18 protein-coding genes and 1 pseudogene are annotated in these 24,172 nt (G+C 70.4%); 12 read left to right on the plus strand and 7 right to left on the minus strand.

Going from position 1 to position 24,172, the window contains the following annotated elements; translation table 11 throughout:
* The 5 genes and pseudogenes from EF387_RS30680 to EF387_RS30700 form a co-directional block, all read right to left on the minus strand.
* Positions 1–501 (minus strand): annotated as a pseudogene (locus tag EF387_RS30680) (HAMP domain-containing protein); the annotation flags it as partial.
* Positions 502–503: 2 nt separating this feature from the next.
* Positions 504–1,259 (minus strand): response regulator transcription factor, encoded by a 756-nt coding sequence (locus EF387_RS30685; protein WP_128379906.1) that lies wholly within the window; start codon positions 1,257–1,259, stop codon positions 504–506.
* 135 nt (positions 1,260–1,394) lie between these two features.
* A complete protein-coding gene (locus EF387_RS30690) occupies positions 1,395–4,031 on the minus strand; it encodes a SpoIIE family protein phosphatase (RefSeq protein WP_128379907.1) in 2,637 nt (878 codons plus the stop codon).
* Positions 4,032–4,170: 139 nt separating this feature from the next.
* On the minus strand, positions 4,171–6,660 hold the full coding sequence (locus EF387_RS30695) for an MFS transporter (RefSeq protein WP_238431802.1): 2,490 nt from the start codon (positions 6,658–6,660) through the stop codon (positions 4,171–4,173).
* A gap of 210 nt (positions 6,661–6,870) precedes the next feature.
* A complete protein-coding gene (locus tag EF387_RS30700) occupies positions 6,871–7,311 on the minus strand; it encodes an SRPBCC family protein (RefSeq protein WP_128379908.1) in 441 nt (146 codons plus the stop codon).
* Positions 7,312–7,638: 327 nt separating this feature from the next.
* On the opposite strand from EF387_RS30700, the gene EF387_RS30705 reads away from it, so the two are divergent.
* From EF387_RS30705 to EF387_RS30715, 3 genes are all read left to right on the plus strand, one after another.
* The gene (locus EF387_RS30705) at positions 7,639–8,700 is read left to right on the plus strand and encodes an Rv2578c family radical SAM protein (protein ID WP_128379909.1); all 1,062 of its coding nucleotides are present in this window, start codon (positions 7,639–7,641) and stop codon (positions 8,698–8,700) included.
* 136 nt (positions 8,701–8,836) lie between these two features.
* Positions 8,837–10,408, plus strand: coding sequence for an alpha/beta hydrolase (locus tag EF387_RS30710; protein WP_128379910.1), 1,572 nt, complete (start codon positions 8,837–8,839; stop codon positions 10,406–10,408).
* An 84-nt stretch (positions 10,409–10,492) separates the two neighbouring features.
* Positions 10,493–10,891, plus strand: a complete 399-nt coding sequence (locus tag EF387_RS30715; protein ID WP_128379911.1) for a RidA family protein — start codon at positions 10,493–10,495, stop codon at positions 10,889–10,891.
* 282 nt (positions 10,892–11,173) lie between these two features.
* Here the strand turns inward: EF387_RS30715 and EF387_RS30720 are convergent, their stop codons facing one another.
* Positions 11,174–11,770: an adenylosuccinate lyase gene (locus EF387_RS30720; protein WP_128379912.1), complete on the minus strand. Its 597-nt coding sequence runs from the start codon at positions 11,768–11,770 to the stop codon at positions 11,174–11,176.
* Positions 11,771–12,145: 375 nt separating this feature from the next.
* Between EF387_RS30720 and EF387_RS30725 the strand changes: the two genes are divergently transcribed.
* Both EF387_RS30725 and EF387_RS30730 read left to right on the plus strand, forming a co-directional pair.
* Positions 12,146–13,951 carry a 3-hydroxyacyl-CoA dehydrogenase family protein gene (locus EF387_RS30725; protein WP_128379913.1) on the plus strand — a complete coding sequence of 602 codons (1,806 nt, stop codon included), beginning with the start codon at positions 12,146–12,148 and terminating at the stop codon, positions 13,949–13,951.
* Positions 13,952–14,078: 127 nt separating this feature from the next.
* A complete protein-coding gene (locus tag EF387_RS30730) occupies positions 14,079–14,912 on the plus strand; it encodes a TetR family transcriptional regulator (RefSeq protein ID WP_202918423.1) in 834 nt (277 codons plus the stop codon).
* A gap of 4 nt (positions 14,913–14,916) precedes the next feature.
* On the opposite strand, the gene EF387_RS30735 is transcribed toward EF387_RS30730, so the two are convergent.
* On the minus strand, positions 14,917–15,807 hold the full coding sequence (locus EF387_RS30735; protein WP_128379915.1) for an endonuclease/exonuclease/phosphatase family protein: 891 nt from the start codon (positions 15,805–15,807) through the stop codon (positions 14,917–14,919).
* 529 nt (positions 15,808–16,336) lie between these two features.
* Between EF387_RS30735 and ccrA the strand changes: the two genes are divergently transcribed.
* From ccrA to pssA, 7 genes are all read left to right on the plus strand, one after another.
* A complete protein-coding gene (gene ccrA / locus EF387_RS30740; RefSeq protein WP_128379916.1) occupies positions 16,337–17,674 on the plus strand; it encodes a crotonyl-CoA carboxylase/reductase in 1,338 nt (445 codons plus the stop codon).
* A gap of 10 nt (positions 17,675–17,684) precedes the next feature.
* Positions 17,685–19,742 carry a protein meaA gene (locus EF387_RS30745; protein WP_128379917.1) on the plus strand — a complete coding sequence of 686 codons (2,058 nt, stop codon included), beginning with the start codon at positions 17,685–17,687 and terminating at the stop codon, positions 19,740–19,742.
* Complete coding sequence (locus EF387_RS30750; protein ID WP_128379918.1) at positions 19,739–20,713, plus strand: HpcH/HpaI aldolase/citrate lyase family protein; 975 nt, start codon at positions 19,739–19,741, stop codon at positions 20,711–20,713. Before EF387_RS30745 ends, EF387_RS30750 begins: the two co-directional genes overlap by 4 nt.
* 5 nt (positions 20,714–20,718) lie before the next feature.
* On the plus strand, positions 20,719–21,288 hold the full coding sequence (locus tag EF387_RS30755; protein WP_128380062.1) for a MaoC family dehydratase: 570 nt from the start codon (positions 20,719–20,721) through the stop codon (positions 21,286–21,288).
* Between the two features lie 2 nt (positions 21,289–21,290).
* Positions 21,291–22,496 (plus strand): acyl-CoA dehydrogenase family protein, encoded by a 1,206-nt coding sequence (locus EF387_RS30760; RefSeq protein WP_128379919.1) that lies wholly within the window; start codon positions 21,291–21,293, stop codon positions 22,494–22,496.
* Between the two features lie 172 nt (positions 22,497–22,668).
* A complete protein-coding gene (locus tag EF387_RS30765) occupies positions 22,669–23,325 on the plus strand; it encodes a phosphatidylserine decarboxylase (RefSeq protein ID WP_128379920.1) in 657 nt (218 codons plus the stop codon).
* Positions 23,312–24,166 carry a CDP-diacylglycerol--serine O-phosphatidyltransferase gene (pssA, locus tag EF387_RS30770; RefSeq protein ID WP_128379921.1) on the plus strand — a complete coding sequence of 285 codons (855 nt, stop codon included), beginning with the start codon at positions 23,312–23,314 and terminating at the stop codon, positions 24,164–24,166. The genes EF387_RS30765 and pssA overlap by 14 nt, the downstream gene beginning before the upstream one ends.
* The last annotated feature ends 6 nt before the right edge of the window (positions 24,167–24,172 follow it).

The following is a 24,172-nucleotide window of genomic DNA, read 5'->3' on the forward strand; positions in this document are numbered from 1 at the left end:
CGCGAGCGGCGTGCGCAGATCGTGCGAGATCCAGGCGACGAGTTCACGGCGGGAGGACTCAAGGGCGCGCTCGCGCTCCCGGGACTCGGCCAGCTTCGCGCTGGTCGCCTCCAACTCGCGGCTGAGTGCGGCGAGTTCGGCCGTGGCCGGTCCGTGGGGTGCCGTGAAGTCGCCGCCGTCACCGAAGGAGCGGGCAGCGAGGGTGAGCTCGCGGCTGCGGGCGACCACCCAACGGCCCAGCAGCAGCGCGGTGGCCAGGGAGACGACAGCCGCCATCGCCACCACCGTCGTGACCACGGACAGGTCATGCGCGGACAGGAACATCGCCTCCGCCACGGCCAGGGTGCCCGCCAGCATCGCGGTCACGGCGACGGCGGCCACCACGGTCAGTGAGGTGGTCAGTGAGCGGCGGCGCAGCAGCCACAGTGCTCCCGCGCCGAGCAGCCCGGCCGCACAGGCGCCGAGGAAGGCGTAGAGGGCGATGAGGAGGGTTGCGCCCATGATCACTCCTCGCCTCGGGCGGAGGTGCCTGCGGGATCGAAACGGTAGCCGACGCCCCAGACGGTCTGGATCAGACGAGGGCGGGCGGGGTCGTCCTCGACCTTGTTGCGCAGCCGCCGGACATGAACCGTGACGGTCGACAGGTCGCCGAAGTCCCAGCCCCACACCTCCCGCATCAGGTCCTCGCGGCTGTACGCCAGGCCCGGATGACGGAGGAAGAACGCGAGGAGGTCGAACTCGCGCAGGGTGAGGGCCAGTTCGGCGCCGTTCTTGGTGGCGCGGCGGGCGGCCGGGTCGATGGTGAGTCCGGCCGAGCTGAGGGACCGCGTGCCCGTGAGGGGCCGCGTACGGCGCAGTACGGACTCCACCCTCAGCACCAGTTCCCGGGGGCTGAACGGCTTGGTGACGTAGTCGTCCGCGCCCACCTCCAGCCCCAGGATGCGATCGTCCTCGTCGCCGCGTGCGGTGAGCATGATGACCGGGACCGGGCCGCGCTCGCGCATCCGGCGGCACACCTCCAGGCCGTCCATGCCGGGCAGCATGAGATCGAGAACCACCAGGTCGGGCCAGTGCGCGGCGGCGCCGGCGAGTGCGCTCGGCCCGTCTCCGGCCCGGTCGACCACATACCCGGCGCGATCCAGGTAGCCCGAGACGACCTCCGCGACGGTGGGATCGTCGTCGACGACGAGAACGCGGGCGCCCCCCGCCCCTCGACCGGCTGAGGCGTCCGCCGCCGGCTCGTATGGCTGCTGTTCCATGCGGCCAGCCTCGCATCCATTCTCCTGCCCGTCGCGCTTCGAGCCGCCCGCGTTCCCGACGTCCGTGTTTCGTAAGGAGTCGAGTTCGGCGGACTCGCCGAGTACTCGCCGCCGAGCGGGCGTGCGGGCTCGTCGTCAGGCGCCGGAGGGGCTGGGAAGCGTGCGGCGCCGGAGAAGCCGCGGCAACGTCATCTCGAACCAGACCGTCTTGCCCCCGCCGGTACGGCTGGTGCCCCATTCGCGCGCCAGTCTCCCGACCACCCGCAGGCCCCGCCCGAACTCGTCGTGCGGACCGGCGCCGAGGAGGGTGGGGAGGGTGTGTTCGGCGTCGTCGACCTCGCACAGCAGGGTTTCGCCACGGACCAGCCTGAGGCCGATCTGGCGGCCCCGGGCGTGCCGTACGGCGTTGGTGACGAGTTCGCTCACCATCAGTTCCGCGGTGTCGGCGAGCGCGGGCAGGCCCCAGTCGTGGAGCTTCCCGCGGACCACGGCGCGGGCCCTGCCGACCTCGATCGGTTCGGAGGCGAGGCGCCACTCGGCGACGTCGTCGGGTGCGATGCCGTTGAGCCTGGCCATCAGCAGGGCCAGGTCGTCCTTGCGGTCTCCGCGGTTGCCCAGCGCGCGGATGACGGTGTCGCAGGCGGCGTCCATGGAGGCCGCGGGGTGCGCGGCGGACTCGCAGAGCGCGGCGAGCCCGACGCCGATGTCCTCGCCGCGCACCTCGACCAGTCCGTCGGTGCACATCACGAGCCGGTCGCCGGGTGACACGGGGACGCATACCGACTCGAACGGCACCCCGCCGACGCCGATCGGGGCGCCCGTGGGCAGGTCGAGCAGTTCGCTGCGGCCGTCGTCGGCGTGCACCAGGACGGGCGGTATGTGGCCGGCGTTGGCGAGTTCCAGCTCGCCCACTATGGGGTCGTAGACGGCGTACAGACAGGTCGCGAGGTAGTGCTCGCCGAGTCGCTGGGCCAAGTCGTCGAGGTTGCGCAGGAGTTGTGCGGGCGGCAGATCGAGTGCGGCCATGGTCTGCACGGCGGTCCGTAACTGGCCCATCATCGCTGCTGAGTTGAGGCCGTGGCCCATGACGTCGCCGACGACCAGCGCGGTGCGCGAGCCCGGCAGTTTCACCGCGTCGAACCAGTCGCCGCCGACCCGTCCGAGGAGTGTGCCCGGCAGATAGCGGGTGGCGAGGTCACAGCCCCCCAGGTGGGGCGGGATGTGCGGCAGCATGCTGTCCTGGAGCGTCTCGGCGACGTTCTCCTGGTGGGTGTACATGCGCGCGTTGTCGAGTACGAGGCCCGCGCGGGCGGCGAGTTCGGCGCCAGTGACACGGTCCATCTCGTTGAACTCGGCCCGCTCCGGGTGGCGCAAGAGGATCATGAAGCCGAGTACCACATGGCGGGCCTTGAGGGGCACGACCAGCATCGAGCGGTTGCTGATGAGCGGCCGGATGTCGCGCTTCTCGAACTGTGCGGCGATGGCGTGTCCCATCTGCTCGCTGATGCGCGGCACGAGGACGGGTTCGCCGGTGGTCATGCACTGGAAGAACGGTGTGTGCGCGGGGAACGTCATGGACTCGCCGACCGGCACGACGTCGTCCCAGCGGCCCGGTTCGTCGGTGTGCTCGACGGCGACCCGGTGCCACATCGTGGTGGTGTCGGGCACCCCTTCGGGGAAACCCTCCCCCGCGACGACCTGCTCGCGCAGGTAGGTGCCCGCCACGTCGGTGAAGCGGGGCACGACGGCCTTGCTCACCTCGACGATGGTCCGCGCCAGGTCCAGTGAGGTGCCGATGCGTGAGCTGACCTCGTTGAGGAACTCCAGGCGTTCGCGTACGGCGGCGTACTCGAGGTCCTCGCCCTCGTCGAGGAGTTCCCGCGGCACGGGCTCGCCCAGCGCGGCCGCCCGGGCCGCCCGTTCGCGGCGGGCCCGGCGCTCGGTGCGGCGGGCCACTCCCCAGTCGGGGGTGACCGGGACCCGGTCGTTGTGGCTGAACTCCAGGACGGGGTAACCCAGTTCGAGGACCTGCGAGACGATGCGGGCGCTTTCGCCGACGCTCATGCCGGGCAGGATCTCGGGGAGCCTGCGGGCCAGTTCCTCGGCGCCGGGGAAGTCGGTGTGGAGGGCGAAGGCCGGAGCTATGCGCTCCACCGCGATGCTGTCCTCGTCGCCCTCCGTCCGCAGCCGGGCGGCGTCTGCGGCCAGCACGAGCAGTCGTTCCCGGCCGGGCCCGACCAGCGGGTAGGCCCACCACAGGACGTCGATCCGGTCGAGGTCCGGGGTGGAGAGCCGGGCCCGTCCGGCGGCCGGGTAGGAGAGGCGTCCGCCGAGGGAGGACTCCAGGCCGGGGCCGAGTCCGTCGTAGGGGCCGTAGGGCGTCGAATCGTCATGGGCCGCGCTCGCTCCGCCGTCCCCGCCGTATTGGCCATATTCGTCTTCGGCGTCCTCGGCGTCTTCGTCCTCGTCGGGGAGTGCGCCGGAGACCGGGAGCAAGTCGGTGGCGAGCCGGCCCACCGCCTCCTCCTTGGTGACGCCGAAGACACGGCGGGCGCCGGTGCTCCAGTGGGAGACGAGGCCGCCCCGGTCGACCACGACGACGGCCAGGGGTATGCGTCCGGCGGTGGTGTGCGCACCCGCTTCCCCGGCGGCCGCGCGGTCGGTCGGGCCGCCGGTGGCTCCGGCGGCGGGCGGGCCGCCGACAGCCCCGAGCTTGGGCGGGCCACCGGCGGCCCCTGGGTCGGGAGCGCCTGTCTCGGTGCCACGATCCATGGCCCAGGCTCCTCCTCCACCGACTCCACAAGATCTGTACCGTCCCGACCACGGTACGGCTACGACCGGTTGCGATGTGTGCCAATAGGGGAATTGGGATCCTTGGTCAGCTCCGGCGCACGCCCCTCCGGGAGCCCCCTCAGTCCTCGTGTCCCAGGTGCAGGTCACGTTCCGCCCGGCCTCCCGGGGCGACCCTCAGCACGGTGGCCACCGGCGTGTAACCGGCGGCGACGACGGTGTACTCGCCGGCGGACAGGTCCCCGAACCTGTAGGTGCCGTCGGTGCCGGTGATCTGCGTGTCCACCACGTTCCCCGCGGTGTCGAACAGGGTCACCCGGGCGTCCTCGACGGGACGCCCGCCGCCGGCCCGCACAGTGCCCTTCACGACCGTGCCACCGGCCAGTTCGACGTCCTGCACGGTCTCGTGTCCGGCCCGGACGCCGACCGGGAGGGCGGCCGGGCGGAAGGCGGGCGCGCTGGCCGCGAGCGTGTACTCCCCCGCGGCCAGCTCGGTGACGACGTACGTGCCCTCGCGTCCGCTGCGCACGGTCGCCACGACCTCGCCGTGGACGTCCGTGAGCGTGACGGTGGCGCTGGAGACGGGCGTACCGTCCGGGGTCCGCACGGTACCGGCGAGTCGTCCCGCGCCGCCGAGGACCACATCGAGTTCGACCGGGCGTTCGCCGACGGTGACACCGACGGCCTGCGGCTGGTGACCGCCGGCCGCGGCGATCAGCACGTACGAGCCGGCGCCGGGTGTGCCGAGGGCGTACCGTCCGTCGTCGCCGCCGACGCACCGGCCGATCTGCTGTCCGACGATGTCGATGAGGGTGAGCGCGGCGCGCGGCACGGCGGTGCCGTCGGGGTGCCGGACCGTGCCGCGGACGTGGATGCCGTCGGTCTGTGCCGAGCGCGCGTGCGGGAGCTGGGGGCGGTGCGCGGGCTCGGCGGTGGCGGGTACCGGTTCCTCGGCGACCGGTGGCCTGTCCCTGACGAAGAAGGCGGCGAGCAGTCCGAGGGCGAGCACCGGCACGAGGTACAGGAAGATCCGCGGCAGGGTGTCCGCGAGGAGGGCGCCGGCGTGCGCGGGGAGGCGGTCGTGGGGCAGCCCGCCGGTGAGCCGGCTCGCCAGCAGGCCGCCGACGACGGCGGCGCCGGCGCTGCCGCCGAGCTGCCGGAGGCAGGTGTGGAGATCCGTGGCGGCACCCAGGTCGGCGGGGCGTACGGAGTTCTGCACGGCGAGGACCAGCACGGGCATCACCATGCCGATACCGGCGCCGAGGACGGCCGTCCGGATGCCGAAGTCGAGCGCGGAGACGTCGGTTTCGAGACGGGACAGCAGCCACATGCCGGTGCCGGACAGGGCGGTGCCGAGGACCGCGCAGACGGTGCGGCGGCGTCCGCCGCGGCGGACGAGCCGTCCGCAGACGACGGAGGCGCCGACGAGAGCACCTGTGAGGGGCAGCATGAGCAGGCCGGATTCGGTGGCGCTGACGCCTTCCCGGGCCAGTTGCAGGTAGGCGGGCAGATGGCCGGCCGCCGCGAACAGCGCCGCGCCGGTGACCAGGGCGACCAGACCGCCGGCGAGGAGGCCCCGGTCGCCCAGCAGCCGGGGCGGGAGAAGCGGGTGGGCGGCGTGCCGCTCGACGACCAGGAGCAGCGCGGTCGCCGCGCAGGCCCCGGCGGCCAGGCCGAGGACGGCGTCGGAGTCCCAGGCGTACGCGGTGCCGCCCCACGCGGTCAGCAGCACCAGGCAGGTCGCGGCGGCGCCGAGCAGCAGCGCGCCGAGGACGTCGAAGCGGGCGGCGGGCGCGGCGCCCTGGGACGGCGCGGCCGCCTCGGCCCGCGCGGGCGACCCTGACGTCGACGACGGGGGGACCTTGGGGGCGAGGGTGACGACGGCCAGAGTGACCAGTCCGCAGGGCACGTTGACGTAGAAGCACCATCTCCAGGAGAGCTGGTCGGTGAGGTAGCCCCCGAGCAGCGGGCCCGTCAGGGAGGCGATCCCGAAGGCCGCGGCGACCGTTGCGGTGAAGCGGCCGCGGCGGGTGGTGGGGGCGATGTCCGCCAGGATGATCTGCGCGCCGCTCATGAGGCCGCCGGTGCCGAGGCCCTGGAGGGCACGGCAGGCGATCAGCTGGTCCATGGTCTGCGCCAGGCCCGCGAGCCCCGAGCCGGCCACGAAGGCGAGGACGGCGAGCTGGAAGGCGCCCTTGCGTCCGTGGAGGTCGCCGAGTCTGCCGAAGACGAGCCCTCCGACACCGGCGGCGAGCAGACCGGGGGCGATCACCGAGGAGATCCGGTCGAGGCCGTGCAGTTCGTCGACGATCGCCGGGAGCGCGGTGGCGACGGTCATCGGGTCCAGGGCGACGAGCACGAGTGCGAGCGTCAGTCCGAGGAGGGCCAGTACGGGGCGGATGCCGCCGGGACCGGCACCGCGGTCGGTTCCGCGATCGGTGCCGTGGCCGTCACCGCGATCGGCGCCGTGGCCGGTGCGGCCATCGGAGTAGTGGTCCGTGCCTTGGCCGGCACGGGTGCCGGGGTCGGGCGGCGTTCCGGGATGCGTACTGCCGTCCGCCGCCCCGGGCGACATGCCCTGCTCGCTCTTCGCCAGCGTCGTGCCGCCCACCGTGCCGCTCCCCTCGTCGCGCCTGCGCCGCCCTTTTGTCGCATTCCGCGACACTTGCGGGCAAGCGCGACGAGTCAATCTGCGCACCGGCCGGGCCCCCGTTGACGCCGCTGAACCGGCGCACCAGCCGCAGAAACGCCACGAAGGATCACCCGTATTGGTGATCTTTACCGCAATCCCTGCGGGGGACCGCGGAGTTCACCTCGGGGACTACTGCTCCACCTCGGCGGCCAGCTTGACCAGCACCGCGTCGTAGATCCGGGCGAGGCCCTTGGGGGCGAACGCCTTCTCGAAGAAGCCGCCGATGCCCTGGGCCCCGTTCCAGACGGTGGTGACGACGACCCGGGACTTGCCGTCGGCGGGCGTCACTCGCCAGGTGGTGACCATCGAGGAGTTGCGGTCCTTCTCCACCAGTTCGCCGTCGGTCGGCTCGGTGACCTCCAGCAGGCAGTCGCGGACGCGCTTGCTGGTGGCCTGGAGTTTCCAGTGCACGAGGGTGCCCTCGCCGTCGCCGCCCTCACGCACCTCGTACTCGCTGAAGTGTTCGGGCAGGAGCTTCGCGCGCGTGCCGCTGTAGTCGGCCAGAGCGTCGAAGACGTCCTCCGGCCCGGCCGCGATGACCCGCTCCGTGGTGGCCTCGACCTGCGCCATTGCTCTTCCTCCAGCACTCGGATTGTCGGGCGTTGGGCACAGCCAACCACCCCGTCACGGAGGGGCCAAATCCGGGGTCGCGCGGGGGGCGCACGGGCCCCCGGAACGGAACCGGGCCGACCCCCGGAGGGAACCGGGCCGACCCCCGGGAGGGATCCAGGCCGACCCCGGGCGAAACGGAGCCGACCCCGAACGAACCAGGCCGGCCGTCCCAGACGTCAACCGGCCCGCCGCCCGGATCGGCCTTCACAAGTCCCTCGCGGTCTCGGTCGCACGATCAAGGGAACATGTGTTCTATTCTGACGCCAGTGCTACCGAGGAGGCGTCATGCGCTGGGAGAACCTCAGAGTCGAATCCGCGGCGGAGCCCACCGGGCGCCCCTTCGAGGGCCGCCCCCGGGACGCCGCGCTGTTCGACGCGGACGCCGTGACGACCCGAACCTTCGACACGCCCGAGTTCAGCGGGATCACCTTCCACGAGATCCGCGCGAAGTCGATCGTGAACCGGGTGCCCGGCGCCTCGCGCATGCCGTTCGAGTGGACCGTCAACCCCTACCGCGGCTGCACGCACGCGTGCGTGTACTGCTTCGCCCGCAAGACGCACAGCTACCTGGACCTCGACACCGGCCTGGGCTTCGACTCCCAGATCGTGGTGAAGGTCAACGCCCCGGAGCTGCTGCGCCGACACCTGGGCTCACCCCGCTGGCAGGGCGAGCACATAGCGATGGGCACCAATGTCGACTGCTACCAGCGCGCGGAGGGCCGCTACCGGCTGATGCCCGGCATCCTGGCCGCGCTGCGCGACCACGCCAACCCGTTTTCGATCCTGACCAAGGGCACGCTGATCCTGCGCGATCTGGATCTGCTGAAGCAGGCGTCGGGGGTGACGGACGTCGGGATCTCCGTCTCCGTGGGCTTCACCGACCCCGAACTGTGGCGCACCGTGGAGCCCGGCACCCCGGCGCCGGAACGACGGCTGGACGTCGTACGCACTCTCGCAGAACACGGCGTCGGCTGCGGGGTCCTGATGGCGCCGGTGATCCCGTTCCTGAGCGACCATCCGGGCCAACTGCGCGCCACCGTAAGGGCGATCGCGGCCTCCGGGGCGACCTCGGTGACGCCGCTGGTGCTGCATCTGCGGCCGGGGGCCCGCGAGTGGTTCATGGCCTGGCTCGGGCAGCACCACCCGTATCTGGTGCGGCGGTACGAACGGCTCTACGCGGAGGGCGCCTACGCGCCCAAGTGGTACCAGCGTCGGATCACCCGTCAGGTACACGAGCTCGCACAGGAGTACGGGATCGGCCCGACCCGGGCCGGCATGCCGCGACGCCTCCCCGTACCCGAAACGACAGAACAAGCGTCAGAACCCACACAATTGACGCTTCTTTAGCGAGCATCCGAGGGCTTTACCCAAACCGATTGGGTCAAGACTTTCCAGAATTCGTTCTTCCGGGAGTCCTTTCCGGGACGATGCGGCGAGGGCCGTGACATCCGCGGTCCGAAACCCTCCGTCCTGGGAGGACTTGATGAGAAAACGCGCAGCCGTGCTGTGCGGTGCCGCCGTCATGGTGGCCGGGGCGCTCACCGCTGTCCCTGCCGAGGCGATCACACCGGGCAACACGGCGACCGCCGCCCAAGCGGCGAAGCTCAGCTGGAAGAAATGCGGCACCAAGGACTACCCGACGCTCCAGTGTTCGTCGTTGAAGGTGCCGCTCGACTACAACAACCCGCGCGGTACGAAGATCGCCCTCGCGCTCTCGCGCGTCAAGCACACCGCGACGAAGTCGCAGGGACCACTGCTGGTCAACCCCGGCGGGCCGGGCGGCAGCGGACTCACCCTGGCCGGCTTCGTGGCCTCCTCGCTGCCCAAGTCGGTTGCCGCGCAGTACGACGTGATCGGCTTCGACCCGCGGGGCGTAGGCAAGAGCTCCCCCGCACTGGACTGCAAGCCGAAGTACTTCGCACCGGTGCGCCCGGACAGCGTGCCGCGCACTGCCGCCATCGAGCAGGCCAACCTCAAGCGCGCCCAGTCCTTCGCGAAGGCGTGCGGCACCAAGTACGGCAAGGTGCTGCCGCACATCAACACGGTGAACGCCGTGAAGGACATGGAGTCGATCCGGGCCGCGCTCGGGGCGAAGAAGATCAACTACTTCGGTTACTCGTACGGGACTTACCTGGGCGCCGTGTACGCCAAGCTGTACCCGCAGCGGGTGCGGCGGCTGGTGCTGGACTCCATCGTCGATCCCACGGGCGTCTGGTACGCGGACAACCTCGCACAGGACTACGCGTTCGACGGCCGCCACAAGGCGTTCATGGCGTGGGTCGCCAAGTACGACGCCACCTACAAGCTCGGTACGGACCCTGCGGCCATCGAGGCCAAGTGGTACGCGATGCGCGCCGCACTGGCCAAGAAGCCGGCGGGCGGCAAGGTGGGCGCCTCCGAACTGGAGGACACGTTCCTCCCCGGCGGCTACTACAACGGCTACTGGCCGTACCTGGCCGAGGCGTTCGCGGCCTACGTGAACGACAAGGACGCGGACCCGCTGGTCGAGGCGTACGACAACTTCGCCGCGGTGGACGCCGCCGGCGACAACGGCTACAGCATCTACACCTCGGTGCAGTGCCGGGACGCCTCCTGGCCCCGCAACTGGGCGAAGTGGCGGGCCGACAACTGGAAGGTGTACTCCAAGGCGCCGTTCATGACCTGGAACAACGCCTGGTACAACGCGCCCTGCGCCTTCTGGCCGACCAAGTCGCTGAAGCCCGTGAACGTCGCCAACAGCAAGCTGCCGCCGGTGCTGCTGTTCCAGGCGACGGACGACGCGGCCACTCCCTACGAGGGCGGCGTCACCGTCCACAAGCTGCTGAAGGGCTCCAGCCTCGTGGTGGAGCAGGGTGGCGGCAACCACGGCATCAGCCTCAGCGGGAACGCCTGCCTGGACAAGTACCTGGCGACGTACCTCACCAACGGGAAGGTGCCGCGCGGCAGCGGGGCGGTCGACGCGACCTGCAAGGCGCTCGCGGACCCCAAGCCGCTGAGCACGGCCTCGGCCGCACGCGGGGCGACGCTGCACGGGATGATCGGCTCCCGCGGGTAAGCGTTCAGCACCGGCCCGCACCGAGGTGACGACCCGTCGGGGGCAGGTACCGCGATGTCAGACCCCTGGTCCACCATGAGGACCATGAGTGAGCTGACCCGGATCCCCGCCCCCGACGGGGTCGCCCCCGCCTCCGCCTACAGCCACGTGGTGATGGGCACAGGCCGTTTCGTGGCGATCTCCGGCCAACTCCCCTTGGACGAGGACGGCAAGCTGGTCGGCGCGGACGACCCTGAGGCCCAGGCCCGCCAGGTCTTCGAAAACCTCCGCCGCTGCCTCGCCGCCACGGGAGCCACCTTCGACGACGTCGTGAAACTGACGTTCTTCGTCAAGGACATGTCCCACATGCCCGCGATCCGCGCGGCCCGCGACGCCCACATACCCTCAGACCGCCTCCCCGCGGCCTCCGCGGTCCAGGTGGCGGCGCTGATCTCCCCCGAGTACCTGATGGAGATCGAGGCTTACGCCGTGTTGCCGGAGTGATCCGGGGAGTTTCACGGCCTGCCGAGGGCCCGGGGGCGGCAGCCCCGGCCGGGCTACGGGACAGTGCCCAGGGAACGGGATGCCGCATCATTCAGCCCGTCCGGCGTTTGAGGACAAGGCCGCCAGGCCAACAAGCGGGGGCCCGGGGGGCGGCAGCCCCCGGCGGGGCTTCGGGGCAGTGCCCAGGGGACGGGACGGGTAGGGGCGGCGGGGGCAAGGAAAGCCCGCGGCGACGGGGGCAACCCTGCGCCGCGGGGCGGGCGAACCCTGCGGCGGCGGAGCCTAACGGTGCCGGGAGCGCGGCTCCGGTACCTGGGGCAACCGGGACAGGGCGCGGGTCGCCGTTTCCGAGAGGGCGGGGTGGGCGCGGGCCTCGTTCAGGACGGCGCGGGCACGCTCGTCGCCCAGTGCCCCCAGCCCCTCGACGCAGGCGAGCGCGACCCGGCGGTACGGGTCGTTCGGCCGGAGGCGACGCGCCAGTGTCGTGATGAGGGCGGGGACCGACTCGGGAGCACGGAGTTCGGCGAGGAGCCGCACGGGGTGGAGGGCGTATGCGACGCGGAGTTCGTTCGTGGCCAGAGCCGCCGCGGCGCGTGCCGTGCGGGGATCGCCGAGCCGGGCCAGCGCGTGCGCGGCGGAGGCGCACCGCTGCGGATCACGGTGGTTCAGCAGCAGGACGAGCGCCTCGAAGGCCCGCCGGTCCCCCAGCAGCCCCAGCCGGAAGGCCGCCACCTCCCGCGCCCACAACGGCTGTCCGGGCTCGGTGAGGACGACCGCCAGTTCACCCGGGTCGCGCGTGGCGACCAGCCGTTCGAAGGAGTCCGACCCCCCGGACTCCTTCCGTAAGCGTTCCGTGAGCGCTCGCAACTCTTCGTCCATGAAACCGAGCTTATCCGCGACGTACATCACACAACCCCGTCAGGGAGAGAGACTGGCGCGCTCGTTACCCACGGGTTAAGCTCAGACGAGCGAGACACCCTCTCGCGCTTCTCGTGGCGGCCTGGTGACGCAGCCGTCGCGAGCGCTGGTCGGTTCGGTACACCAAGCACCAAGTACCGCATGTACGACCCGGCTCCGGGACAGGGCCGGTCGGTTTCCCGTTCGTGTGCGCCCTCGGGCCCGCGGACGGACGCCCCGGGCGTGTGCGCTTGTCAGCCCGGACACCCCACCCGCCGGTCGGAGCACCCGTGCGCATCGCGCACCGCCGTGCGTGCCGTGCCGTCCCAGTCGTCACCTCATTCCTGGAGTCCCGCGATGGCCACTCCCCTTTCCGACACCCCCCTGTCCCCGCTCAAGACCGTCGCCGTCGTCGGCCTCGGCACCATGGGCGCCGGTATCGCCGAGGTCCTCGCCCGGGCCGGCCGCGACGTGATCGGCATCGACATCAGCGAGGCCGCGGCCCGGGGGGCCGTCGCCACCGTGGAGGCCTCCACCGAGCGCGCCGTGGAGCGCGGCCGGCTCGGCGAGCAGGAGCGCGGCGAGATCCTGGCCCGCCTGCGGACCTCCACCGAGCTCGAGGCCGCCGCCGACGCCGATCTGGTGATCGAGGTGGTCCCGGAGTCGTACGCGATCAAGCAGCAGGTCTTCCGCGCCCTGGACGCCATCGTGCGCCCGGAGACCATCCTGGCGACCGGCACCAACGCCCTGTCGGTGACCCGGCTCGCCGCCGACTCCGCCCGCCCGGAGCGCGTGCTCGGCCTGCACTTCTTCAACCCGGCGCCCGCGATGAAGCTGGTCGAGGTGGTCTCCTCGGTGCTCACCGCCCCGGCGGCCGTCGCCGCGGTCACCGATCTCGCGCTGGAGCTGGGCAAGGAACCGGTCGCCGTCGGCGACCGCCCGGGTTTCGTCGCCGACGGCCTCCTCTTCGGTTACCTCAACCAGGCCGCCGCGATGTACGAGGCCAAGTACGCCTCCCGCGAGGACATCGACGCCGCGATGCGCCTGGGCTGCGGGCTGCCCATGGGGCCGCTGGCGCTGCTGGACCTCATCGGCGTCGACACCGCGCGCACGGTCCTGGACGCCATGTACGCCGCCTCCCGGGACCGGCTGCACGCGCCCGCGCCCATCCTCAAGCAGCTCAGCGAGGCGGGCCTGACCGGACGCAAGGCGGGCCGCGGCTTCTACACCTACGAGGCCCCGGGGAGCGCCACGGTCGTGCCGGACGCGCTCACGCCCGTCCCCGACGCCGCGCGGGCCACCGGTCGCACGGTCCGCTCGGTCGGTGTCGCCGGCTCCGGGACCATGGCCTCCGGCATCGCGGAGGTCTTCGCGAAGGCCGGCTACCACGTGGTGCTCGCCGCCCGTACCGAGGAGAAGGCGCAGGCGGCGAAGGCCCGCATCGGCAAGTCGCTTTCACGCTCTGTCGACAAGGGACGGCTGACGGCCGAGGCCGCGGCAGGGACCCTGGAGCGGATCGTCCCGGCGGGGTCCTGTGACGCCTTCGCCGACGTCGATCTCGCCGTGGAGGCCATCGCCGAGGACCTGGAGGTCAAGCGGCAGCTGTTCGCCACCCTGGACAAGGTGTGCAAGCCGGGCGCCGTGCTGGCGACCACCACCTCCTCCTTGCCGGTCGTCGCCTGTGCCCGCGCCACCTCGCGGCCGCAGGACGTCATCGGGATGCACTTCTTCAACCCGGCCCCGGCGATGAAGCTGGTCGAGGTGGTCCGCACCGTCCTGACCGCGGACGACGTGCACGCCACCGTCCGCGAGGTCTGCGCCGAGATCAAGAAGCACCCGGTGGACTGCGGGGACCGCGCGGGCTTCATCGTGAACGCCCTGCTGTTCCCGTACCTCAACAACGCGATCAAGATGGTGCAGGAGCACTACGCGTCCCTGGACGACATCGACGCGGCGATGAAGCTGGGCGGCGGCTACCCCATGGGCCCCTTCGAGCTCCTGGACGTGGTCGGCCTCGATGTCTCCCTCGCCATCGAGAAGGTCCTGCACCGCGAGTTCCGCGACCCGGGCCTCGCCCCGGCTCCGCTGCTGGAGCACCTGGTGGCCGCGGGCTGCCTCGGCCGCAAGACCGGCCGCGGCTTCCGCGAATATGCCCGGCGCTGACCGGTCGGCACGGCCCGGGTACGGGTCCCCGGTGCGCGCCGACTGGGGCGGGCTGCTCGATCCTGCCGTGGTCCCTCCGTCCGCCGAGGGCGGAGGGACCACCGGTTCGGCCCGTTCACCCGCGCACATGCAGTACGTTCGGGGCATGCCCCAGCCTGCCAAGCCGCCCCGAACCACGACCGTGCCCGACGCTCCGGAAAGTGCCGCAGGCAGTCGCGCCGCCGCCCAACGGCTCAAAATGCGCCGCGAACTGGCCGCCGCGGCCATGGAGCTGTTCGCCGCGAAGGGCTACGAGGCGACCACCGTCGACGAGATCGCGGCGGCGGCCGGGGTGGCCCGGCGCACCTTCTTCCGGCACTTCCGCTCCAAGGAGGAGGCGATCTTCCCGGACCACGACGACACCCTGGTCCGGGCGGAGGCGGTGCTCAACGCCGCACCGGCGCACGAGCACCCCCTCGACACGGTGTGCCGCGGCATCAAGGAGGTCATGCGGATGTACGCGGCCCGCCCCGAGATCTCCGTGCAGCGCTACAAGCTCACCCGCGAGGTGCCGACCCTGCGGGAGGCGGAGATCGCCTCGGTGGCCCGCTACGAGCGCCTCTTCACCCGGTATCTGCTGGGCCACTTCGACGAGCACGCCCACGACGACGACGCGAACGACGATCCGCTGCTCGCGGAGGTGGCGGCGTCGGCGGTGGTCACCGCCCACAACCACGTGCTCCGCAGATGGCTGCGGGGTGGCGGGCAGGGCGATGTCGAGGCCCAGCTGGACCACGCCTTCGCCATCGTCCGCAAGACCTTCGGCACGGGTATCGGCGCCGGCCGCACGACCTCCCCGCGGCCCGCGCCGCCGGCGACCGTGGCCTCCCAGGGAGAGGTTCTGGTGACGGTGGCCAGGACGGACGCGCCGCTGGACGAGGTGATGAAGACCATCGAACAGGCGTTGCGCGACCGTACGTGACGCCTCACGCGGGCAGCTCGACCACGAGGGGCCGGTGGTCCGAGACCGGGGTCCGCGGCGCCCGTACCCCGACCACCTCCCCGCACCGGAACGCACCGTCCACCAGCACATGGTCGAACTGCACCCGAGGCCGGTGCGCGGGAAAGGTCGGGACCCGGGCCAGGTCCCGCCAGCCCCGCCCGGTCCCGGTGCCGTTGCCGGAGCCGGTCGTCCCGGCCGCGTTGAGCACGGTCCTGGGGAGCGCGCCGACCAGGTTGAAGTCACCCAGCAGCACCTGCGGCCGGGGCAGTCCGGCGAGCCAGCCGCGCAGGGCGAGCAGCTGACCGGCGTTCCACCCCGGCACGAACGACAGGTGCAGTGCCACCGCCGTGAAGGGTCCCCGCGGTCCGTCCAGCACAGCGGCCAGCACCGGCCGCGGCTGGTCCCGGACGACGGTGAGCCCGGGCCGCCCCGCCACCCGCAGGGGCAGGCCGAGGGGCGCCGCGGAAAACCGCCGCGCCCGCCACTGCCGTACCGGAAGCCTGGAGATCAGGGCGATCCCGTGCGAGGGGACACCGGGAGCGGCGTGGGCCGGACCCGCGTCCTCGGGTCCGTACACCCGTAGCCCTGGTTCGGCCGGGTCCAGGACCCAGCCCCGGTCCGGTACCGCACGGCCGTGGAACGCCGACGCGTAGCGCCAGTCCCGCACGCCCGCGGCCTCGGCGGCGATCCGGGCCTGGTCGACGTTCCCCGACCGCTCCTGAAGCCGGTCGAGCTCCTGCAGTGCAAGTACGTCGGCGTCCAGGGACGCGACGGCTTCCGCGAGCGGCCGCTCGGGAGCCTCGGAAGGGGCGGGGAGGGGGCGGCCGTCGCGGAGCGTCCGACCGTGCAGCACATTGAACGTCGCCAGCCTCACCAGCGCAGGGTACTCACCCGCACGGCCCAACCGCCCGGCTCTTCCCGCACACGTCTCCCGGCCGCCGTGCACAAGATCCGCCGACGCCGGCCTCCCGCATTCGCAACCGATTTGCCCTGATCAGGCATGCATTTCGATCGATCAACGATCACTGGCGATCGATCATCGCTCATCTGTTACGACGAAATGACAAACGAGAGAAATTCTTGGCACCGAGTGCCTTGCACCGTGACACGGCGTGCCATACGTTGAAGGAGTCCGGGCGGCCGGCGCGCAGTGAACCGTCGCGCGTCGGCTGTCCCCGCAAGCCCTCGGGCCTGCGCGCCCGGACGCCTGCGTCACAGGCAACCCTCCGCGCCGACCCGCGCTGCCGCACCACCTCCGCCGAACCGACGGCACCAGCACCCAAGCACCGCAGCACCCCGACGTAACCCTCGACGTCTCCCCGCCACACATCCCTCAGCCCCCGACCCCGCTCGGACACCCGGTCACTCGGTCAGGGGAGACACCACTTCGCCGGAGGCAACCGATGAAGGAAATCCTGGACGCCATCCAGTCGCCGGAGTCCACATCCGCCGACTTCGCGGCCCTGCCGCTGCCCGAGTCGTACCGCGCGATCACCGTGCACAAGGACGAGACGGAGATGTTCGCCGGGCTCACCACCCGCGACAAGGACCCGCGCAAGTCGATCCACCTGGACGACGTGCCGGTGCCGGAGCTCGGCCCGGGCGAGGCCCTGGTGGCCGTCATGGCCTCCTCGGTCAACTACAACTCGGTGTGGACCTCGATCTTCGAGCCGCTGCCGACCTTCGGCTTCCTGGAGCGCTACGGCAAGCTCTCCGAGCTGACCAAGCGCCACGACCTGCCGTACCACATCATCGGCTCCGACCTGGCGGGCGTCGTCCTGCGCACCGGTCCCGGAGTCAACGCCTGGAAGCCCGGTGACGAGGTCGTCGCGCACTGCCTCAGCGTGGAGCTTGAGTCGAGCGACGGCCACAACGACACCATGCTCGACCCCGAGCAGCGCATCTGGGGCTTCGAGACCAACTTCGGCGGCCTCGCCGAGATCGCGCTCGTCAAGTCCAACCAGCTGATGCCCAAGCCGGACCACCTCAGCTGGGAGGAGGCCGCCGCTCCGGGCCTGGTCAACTCCACCGCGTACCGGCAGCTGGTCTCCCGTAACGGCGCCCAGATGAAGCAGGGCGACAACGTCCTGATCTGGGGCGCGAGCGGCGGACTCGGCTCCTACGCGACACAGTTCGCGCTGGCCGGCGGTGCCAACCCCATCTGTGTCGTCTCCTCGCCCCAGAAGGCGGAGATCTGCCGCTCCATGGGCGCGGAGGCGATCATCGACCGCACCGCCGAGGACTACAAGTTCTGGAAGGACGAGCACAACCAGGACCCGCGGGAGTGGAAGCGCTTCGGCAAGCGCATCCGCGAGCTGACCGGCGGCGAGGACGTCGACATCGTCTTCGAGCACCCGGGCCGGGAGACCTTCGGCGCGTCCGTCTACGTCACGCGCAAGGGCGGCACCATCGTCACCTGCGCCTCCACCTCCGGCTACCAGCACGAGTACGACAACCGCTACCTGTGGATGTCACTGAAGCGGATCATCGGCTCGCACTTCGCCAACTACCGCGAGGCCTGGGAGGCCAACCGGCTCATCGCGAAGGGCAAGATCCACCCCACGCTGTCGAAGGTCTATTCCCTGGAGGAGACCGGACAGGCCGCGTACGACGTGCACCGCAACCTCCACCAGGGCAAGGTCGGCGTCCTCGCGCTGGCCCCCCGCGAGGGCCTGGGCGTGCGCGACGAGGAGAAGCGCGCCAAGCACATCGACGCCATCAACCGCTTCCGGAACATCTGAGGTCGCAACCATGACAGAGCGCCAGACTCCCGAGGGCCGGCGGGAGAAGGACCGGCCCTGGCTGATGCGTACCTACGCCGGTCACTCCACGGCCGAGGCGTCCAACGAGTTGTACCGGCGCAACCTCGCCAAGGGCCAGACCGGGCTGTCGGTCGCGTTCGACCTGCCGACGCAGACCGGCTACGACCCCGACCACGTCCTCGCCCGCGGCGAGGTCGGCCGGGTCGGGGTATCGGTCTCGCACCTCGGTGACATGCGCCGGCTGTTCCAGGACATCCCCCTGGAGCAGATGAACACCTCGATGACGATCAACGCCACGGCCATGTGGCTGCTGGCGCTCTACCAGGTCGTCGCGGAGGAGCAAGGTCTCGACGAGGAGGCCATCAGCCTGCTCCAGGGGACGACCCAGAACGACATCGTCAAGGAGTACCTCTCGCGGGGCACGCACGTCTTCCCGCCGGGGCCCTCGCTGCGGCTGACGACGGACATGATCGCGTACACGGTCTCCCACATGCCGAAGTGGAACCCGATCAACATCTGCAGCTACCACCTGCAGGAGGCGGGCGCCACTCCGGTCCAGGAGATCGCGTACGCGATGTCCACCGCCATCGCCGTGCTCGACGCGGTCCGCGACTCCGGCCAGGTACCGCAGGAGCGCATGGGTGATGTCGTCGCGCGCATCTCCTTCTTCGTGAACGCGGGCGTCCGCTTCGTCGAGGAGATGTGCAAGATGCGGGCGTTCGGCCGCATCTGGGACAAGATCACCCGGGAGCGGTACGGGATCGAGAACCCCAAGCACCGCCGCTTCCGTTACGGCGTCCAGGTCAACTCCCTCGGGCTGACCGAGGCGCAGCCGGAGAACAACGTCCAGCGGATCGTGCTGGAGATGCTGGCCGTGACCCTCTCCAAGGACGCACGCGCGCGTGCCGTGCAGCTGCCGGCCTGGAACGAGGCGCTGGGCCTGCCCCGGCCCTGGGACCAGCAGTGGTCGCTGCGCATCCAGCAGGTGCTGGCGTACGAGAGCGATCTGCTGGAGTACGAGGACATCTTCGACGGGTCGCACGTCATCGAGGCCAAGGTCGCCCAGCTCGTCGAGGAGTCCTTCGCCGAGATCGACCGCATCCAGGAGATGGGCGGTGCGATGGCGGCCGTCGAGTCGGGCTATCTGAAGTCCCAGCTGGTCGCCTCGCACGCCGAGCGCCGGGCCCGGATCGAGTCGGGCCAGGAGAAGATCGTCGGCGTCAACGTCTTCGAGACGACCGAGCCCAACCCGCTGACGGCCGACCTGGACACGGCGATCCACATGGTCGACCCGGCCGTCGAGGAGCGCGTCGTACGGGCGCTGAAGGACTGGCGCGACACCCGCTACCAGCCCCCGTTCAACCATCCGCGCCCGTGCAAGGCGCTGGAGCGGCTGAAGGAGGCCGCGGCGGGCACGGACAACCTGATGGAGGCAACGCTGGAGTGCGCCCGTGCGGGGGTCACCACCGGCGAGTGGGCGGGTGCCCTGCGCGAGGTGTTCGGCGAGTTCCGGGCGCCCACGGGTGTGTCGTCGGCGCCGGTCGCGGTGACCGCCGAGGAGGGCACCGCGCTGGCGGAGGTGCGCCGCAAGGTCGACGCGACCGCCCGGGACCTGGGTGTCGGCAAGCTGCGCTTCCTGGTCGGCAAGCCCGGTCTGGACGGCCACTCCAACGGGGCCGAGCAGATCGCCGTACGGGCCAGGGACGCCGGCTTCGAGGTGGTCTACCAGGGCATCCGGCTCACCCCCGAGCAGATCGTGGACGCGGCCGTCGCCGAGGACGTACACGCGGTCGGCCTGTCCATCCTGTCCGGCTCGCACGCGCGGCTGGTGCCGGACGTGCTGGAGCGGCTGCGTGTGGCAGGAGCCACAGAGATTCCTGTGATCGCCGGTGGCATCATCCCGAACGGTGACGCCGAACAGCTGCGGGCCGCCGGAGTGGCCGCGGTCTTCACGCCGAAGGACTTCGACATCACCGGAATCATCGGCCGTATCGTCGACGAGATCCGGTCAGCCAACAAGCTCGACCCCCTGGAGGTCCCCGCATGACCAGCCCAGCTCCCCAGGTCAACCGACTCCGCCCGCGACGCTCCTGCCTCGCGGTACCGGGAAGCAACCCCCGCTTCCTGGAGAAGGCCCAGGGCCTCCCGGCCGACCAGGTCTTCCTCGACCTGGAGGACGCGTGCGCGCCGCTCGCCAAGCCGGAGGCGCGGCACACCATCGTCAAGTTCCTCAACGAGGGTGACTGGACGGGCAAGACGCGGGTGGTACGGGTCAACGACTGGACGACGGAGTGGACGTACCGCGATGTCGTGACCGTGGTCGAGGGGGCGGGCCAGAACCTCGACTGCATCATGCTGCCGAAGGTCCAGGACGCCCAGCAGGTGGTCGCACTGGATCTGCTGCTGACCCAGATCGAGAAGACGATGGGCTTCGAGGTCGGCAGGATCGGTATCGAGGCGCAGATCGAGAACGCGCAGGGCCTGAACAACGTCAACGAGATCGCCCAGGCCTCCCCGCGCATCGAGACGATCATCTTCGGCCCGGCCGACTTCATGGCGTCGATCAACATGAAGTCGCTGGTCGTGGGCGAGCAGCCGCCCGGCTACCCGGCGGACGCCTACCACTACATCCTGATGAAGATCCTGATGGCCGCCCGCGCCAACAACCTCCAGGCGATCGACGGCCCCTACCTCCAGATCCGCAACGTGGACGGGTACCGCGAGGTCGCGCAGCGCGCCGCGGCCCTGGGCTTCGACGGCAAGTGGGTGCTCCACCCGGGCCAGGTCGAGGCGTCCAACGAGATCTTCTCGCCGTCGCAGGAGGACTACGACCACGCCGAGCTGATCCTGGACGCGTACGAGTACTGCACGTCCGAGGCCGGCGGCAAGAAGGGCTCGGCCATGCTCGGCGACGAGATGATCGACGAGGCCAGCCGCAAGATGGCGCTGGTCATCGCGGGCAAGGGACGCGCGGCCGGCATGCAGCGCACGAGCAAGTTCGAGATTCCGGAGGCGTGAGCGCGATGCAGTTCGGGCGCACCTACGAGGAGTTCGAGGTCGGGGCGACGTACAAGCACTGGCCGGGCAAGACGGTCACCGAGTACGACGACCACCTCTTCTGTCTCCTCACCATGAACCATCACCCGCTCCACATGGACGCCAACTACGCCGAGAACACCACGGACTTCGGCAAGAACGTCGTGGTGGGCAACTACATCTACTCGTTGCTCCTCGGCATGTCCGTGCCGGACATCTCCGGCAAGGCGATCGCCAACCTGGAGATCGAGTCGCTGAAGCACGTGGCGCCGACCTTCCACGGGGACACGATCTACGGCGAGACGACCGTGCTCGACAAATGGCCGTCAAAGTCGAAGAACGACCGCGGCATCGTGCACGTGGAGACCAAGGGCTACAAGCAGGACGGCACGCTGGTGTGCGTGTTCCGCCGCAAGGTGATGGTGCCCACCGAGACCTACATCAAGGAGCGCGGCGGCGAACAGCCCGGCCGCCCGCCCGTCTCCCACCACCACCCTCAAACGACGTCCCTGCGGGACGACCCCTCTCGTTCCGAGCTGAAGGCGCAGGAGAAGTAGCCATGGCGCGACTCGCCCAGACCCACGGTCTGACCGACATCCAGCAGGAGATCCTCTCCACCGTCCGCGACTTCGTGGACAAGGAGATCATCCCGGTCGCCACCGAGCTGGAGCACCGCGACGAGTACCCGCAGCAGATCGTCGACGGGCTCAAGGAGTTGGGCCTGTTCGGGCTGATGATCCCCGAGGAGTACGGGGGTCTGGGCGAGTCGCTGCTCACGTACGCGCTGTGCGTGGAGGAGATCGCCCGCGGCTGGATGTCCGTCTCGGGCATCATCAACACCCACTTCATCGTGGCGTACATGCTCAAGCAGCACGGCACCGACGAGCAGAAGAACCACTTCCTGCCCAAGATGGCGCTCGGGGAGATTCGCGGTGCCTTCTCGATGTCGGAACCGGGTCTCGGCTCCGATGTGTCGGCCATCACATCGAAGGCGGTCAAGGACGGTGACGAATACGTTCTGACCGGCCAGAAGATGTGGCTGACGAACGGCGGCTCGGCCAACTTGGTGGCGGTGCTCGTCAAGAGTGACGAAGGACACCCGGAGGGCACCGCACCGCACAAGTCGATGACGACCTTCCTGGTGGAGAAGGAGCCGGGCTTCGGCGAGGTGCGGCCCGGGCTGACCGTCCCCGGGAAGATCGAGAAGATGGGCTACAAGGGCGTCGACACCACCGAACTCATCATGGACGGCCTGCGTGTTCCGCAGAACCGGGTGCTCGGCGGGACGACCGGCCGGGGCTTCTACCAGATGATGGACGGCGTCGAGGTCGGCCGCGTCAATGTCGCGGCACGTGGCTGCGGAGTCGCCCAGCGCGCCTTCGAGCTCGGTGTCGCCTACGCCCAGCAGCGGCACACCTTCGGCAAGCAGATCGCCCAGCACCAGGCGATTCAGTTCAAGCTGGCGGAGATGGCTACCAAGGTCGAGGCCGCTCATGCCATGATGGTCAACGCGGCACGCAAAAAGGACTCCGGTGAGCGAAACGACCTAGAGGCAGGGATGGCGAAGTACCTCGCCTCCGAGTACTGCAAGGAGGTCGTCGAGGATGCCTTCCGGATCCACGGCGGCTACGGCTTCTCCAAGGAGTACGAGATCGAGCGCCTCTACCGTGAGGCACCGATGCTGCTGATCGGTGAGGGTACAGCCGAAATCCAAAAAATGATCATTGGGCGCCGACTGCTCGAAGAGTATCGGTTCCAGGGATAGATGTTGAGGTATGGGGTGTTTTCTTCGCGGCGAAGATCACACCCCGTCAGCACGCTTCGGCGGCCGAGTCCTCAGCTTCGCTTGCCCAGTTGCGGCTCGCAACCGATACGATCCCGGGAAAGCCGCCGTCCCCCGTTACCAGAAGCGGCGCCATCCGCTACGAAGGTCATCCATGCCCCACAGCCAAACCTCTGCACCACGCGACAGCCTGGTCGGCGTACGACTCGCGCGCGGAGCATCGCCGTGGCTTCTCCCGACCGTCGCCACCGCAGCCCTCAGCCTCGTCCGTGCCCGCCGCTCGGGTGCCGCCAAGGCCGTCGCCGTTCCCGCCACCGCGCTCGCGGCGGGGATGCTGTGGTTCTTCCGCGACCCCGAGCGCGAGATCGCCACCGGCCGAGTGATCTCGCCGGCCGACGGTGTGGTGCAGAGCATCATGCCGTGGAAGGACGGGCGCACCCGCGTCGCGATCTTCATGAGCCCGCTCAACGTACACGTCAACCGCGCACCCCTCTCCGGCACGGTGACCTCGGTCGAGCACATCCCCGGTGGGTTCGTTCCGGCGTTCAACAAGGAGAGCGAGAACAACGAGCGCGTCGTCTGGCACTTCGACACCGAGCTCGGCGACATCGAGATGGTGCAGATCGCGGGTGCGGTCGCGCGCCGAATCGTGCCGTACATTCCGCAGGGCACGAAGGTCGAGCAGGGTGACCGGATCGGCCTCATCCGTTTCGGCTCGCGCGTCGACATCTACCTCCCCGAGGGCATCGAGGTCGACGTGGAGGTCGGCCAGAAGACAGTGGCTGGGGTGACTCGCATTGACCGTGGTTGATCCCCAGACGCAGGCCGGCTGGGTTCCGGAGGCCGACGAGGTGGACGACGAGGAGGAGATGCCCCTCTCTCTGCGCCTGTCGATAGCGGACACCCTCACACTCGGCAACGCCACCTGCGGCTTCATGGCGGTGTACTTCACCACCACCGGCATCCTGATCCCGCACCTCACGGGCAGCGACGAGTCGGGCATGGCCCGCCATAGCGCCGCCACCGCGGTCATCCTGATGCTCTGCGCTGCGGTCTTCGACCTCTTCGACGGTCTGGTCGCCCGCAAGCTGCGGTCCTCGCCGATGGGCGCGGAGCTGGACAACCTCTCCGACCTGATCAGCTTCGGCCTGGCGCCCGCCTACTTCGTGCTCGTGTACGGCATGGTCGCGAGGGACGCGCATGAGCGGGTCGCGGCGGTGGGCGCGATCGTTGTGCTGTTGGCGGTGGTGCTGCGGCTTGCCCGCTTCTCGTGCGTCACCGTGAAGGACGGCACGTTCCAGGGCATGCCATCGCCATTCGGTGCACTCACGGTCGTCTCTATCGTGCTGCTCGAGCTGCCGTTCGAGGCGACACTGCTGGCGGTCGTCGGTACCGCGTGGCTGATGGTGAGCCGGGTCGAGTACCCGAAGCCGCGGGGCGTCCTCGCGGTGGCGATGCTCGGCTGGATCGTGTCGGCCATGGGCATGCTGGCGGCGTGGGCGTTCGACGCGCCGGGCGGCCAGGTGCTGCTGCAGATGGGCTGTGCGCTGCAGATCGTGATGGCGGCGACGATCCCGCTGTTCGCCACGGCGCGCCGGGTGAACACCTTCCGTGACAACCGGCGGGAGGCTCGGGCGGCACAGCTGCCCTAGCCGGGC

Source organism: Streptomyces cavernae (assembly GCF_004023625.1).
Lineage (GTDB): Bacteria > Actinomycetota > Actinomycetes > Streptomycetales > Streptomycetaceae > Streptomyces > Streptomyces cavernae.

Bases quoted from the DNA above. Each gene is read 5' to 3' on its own strand.
- EF387_RS30715 (WP_128379911.1), top strand. From the start codon at position 10,493: ATGAGTGAGCTGACCCGGATCCCCGCCCCCGACGGGGTCGCCCCCGCC.
- ccrA (WP_128379916.1), top strand. From the start codon at position 16,337: ATGAAGGAAATCCTGGACGCCATCCAGTCGCCGGAGTCCACATCCGCC.
- EF387_RS30730 (WP_202918423.1), top strand. From the start codon at position 14,079: ATGCAGTACGTTCGGGGCATGCCCCAGCCTGCCAAGCCGCCCCGAACC.
- EF387_RS30705 (WP_128379909.1), top strand. From the start codon at position 7,639: ATGCGCTGGGAGAACCTCAGAGTCGAATCCGCGGCGGAGCCCACCGGG.
- EF387_RS30750 (WP_128379918.1), top strand. From the start codon at position 19,739: ATGACCAGCCCAGCTCCCCAGGTCAACCGACTCCGCCCGCGACGCTCC.
- EF387_RS30765 (WP_128379920.1), top strand. From the start codon at position 22,669: ATGCCCCACAGCCAAACCTCTGCACCACGCGACAGCCTGGTCGGCGTA.
- EF387_RS30685 (WP_128379906.1), bottom strand. From the start codon at position 1,259: ATGGAACAGCAGCCATACGAGCCGGCGGCGGACGCCTCAGCCGGTCGA.
- EF387_RS30755 (WP_128380062.1), top strand. From the start codon at position 20,719: ATGCAGTTCGGGCGCACCTACGAGGAGTTCGAGGTCGGGGCGACGTAC.
- EF387_RS30720 (WP_128379912.1), bottom strand. From the start codon at position 11,770: ATGGACGAAGAGTTGCGAGCGCTCACGGAACGCTTACGGAAGGAGTCC.
- EF387_RS30700 (WP_128379908.1), bottom strand. From the start codon at position 7,311: ATGGCGCAGGTCGAGGCCACCACGGAGCGGGTCATCGCGGCCGGGCCG.
- EF387_RS30690 (WP_128379907.1), bottom strand. From the start codon at position 4,031: ATGGATCGTGGCACCGAGACAGGCGCTCCCGACCCAGGGGCCGCCGGT.
- EF387_RS30725 (WP_128379913.1), top strand. From the start codon at position 12,146: ATGGCCACTCCCCTTTCCGACACCCCCCTGTCCCCGCTCAAGACCGTC.
- EF387_RS30760 (WP_128379919.1), top strand. From the start codon at position 21,291: ATGGCGCGACTCGCCCAGACCCACGGTCTGACCGACATCCAGCAGGAG.
- EF387_RS30710 (WP_128379910.1), top strand. From the start codon at position 8,837: ATGAGAAAACGCGCAGCCGTGCTGTGCGGTGCCGCCGTCATGGTGGCC.
- EF387_RS30745 (WP_128379917.1), top strand. From the start codon at position 17,685: ATGACAGAGCGCCAGACTCCCGAGGGCCGGCGGGAGAAGGACCGGCCC.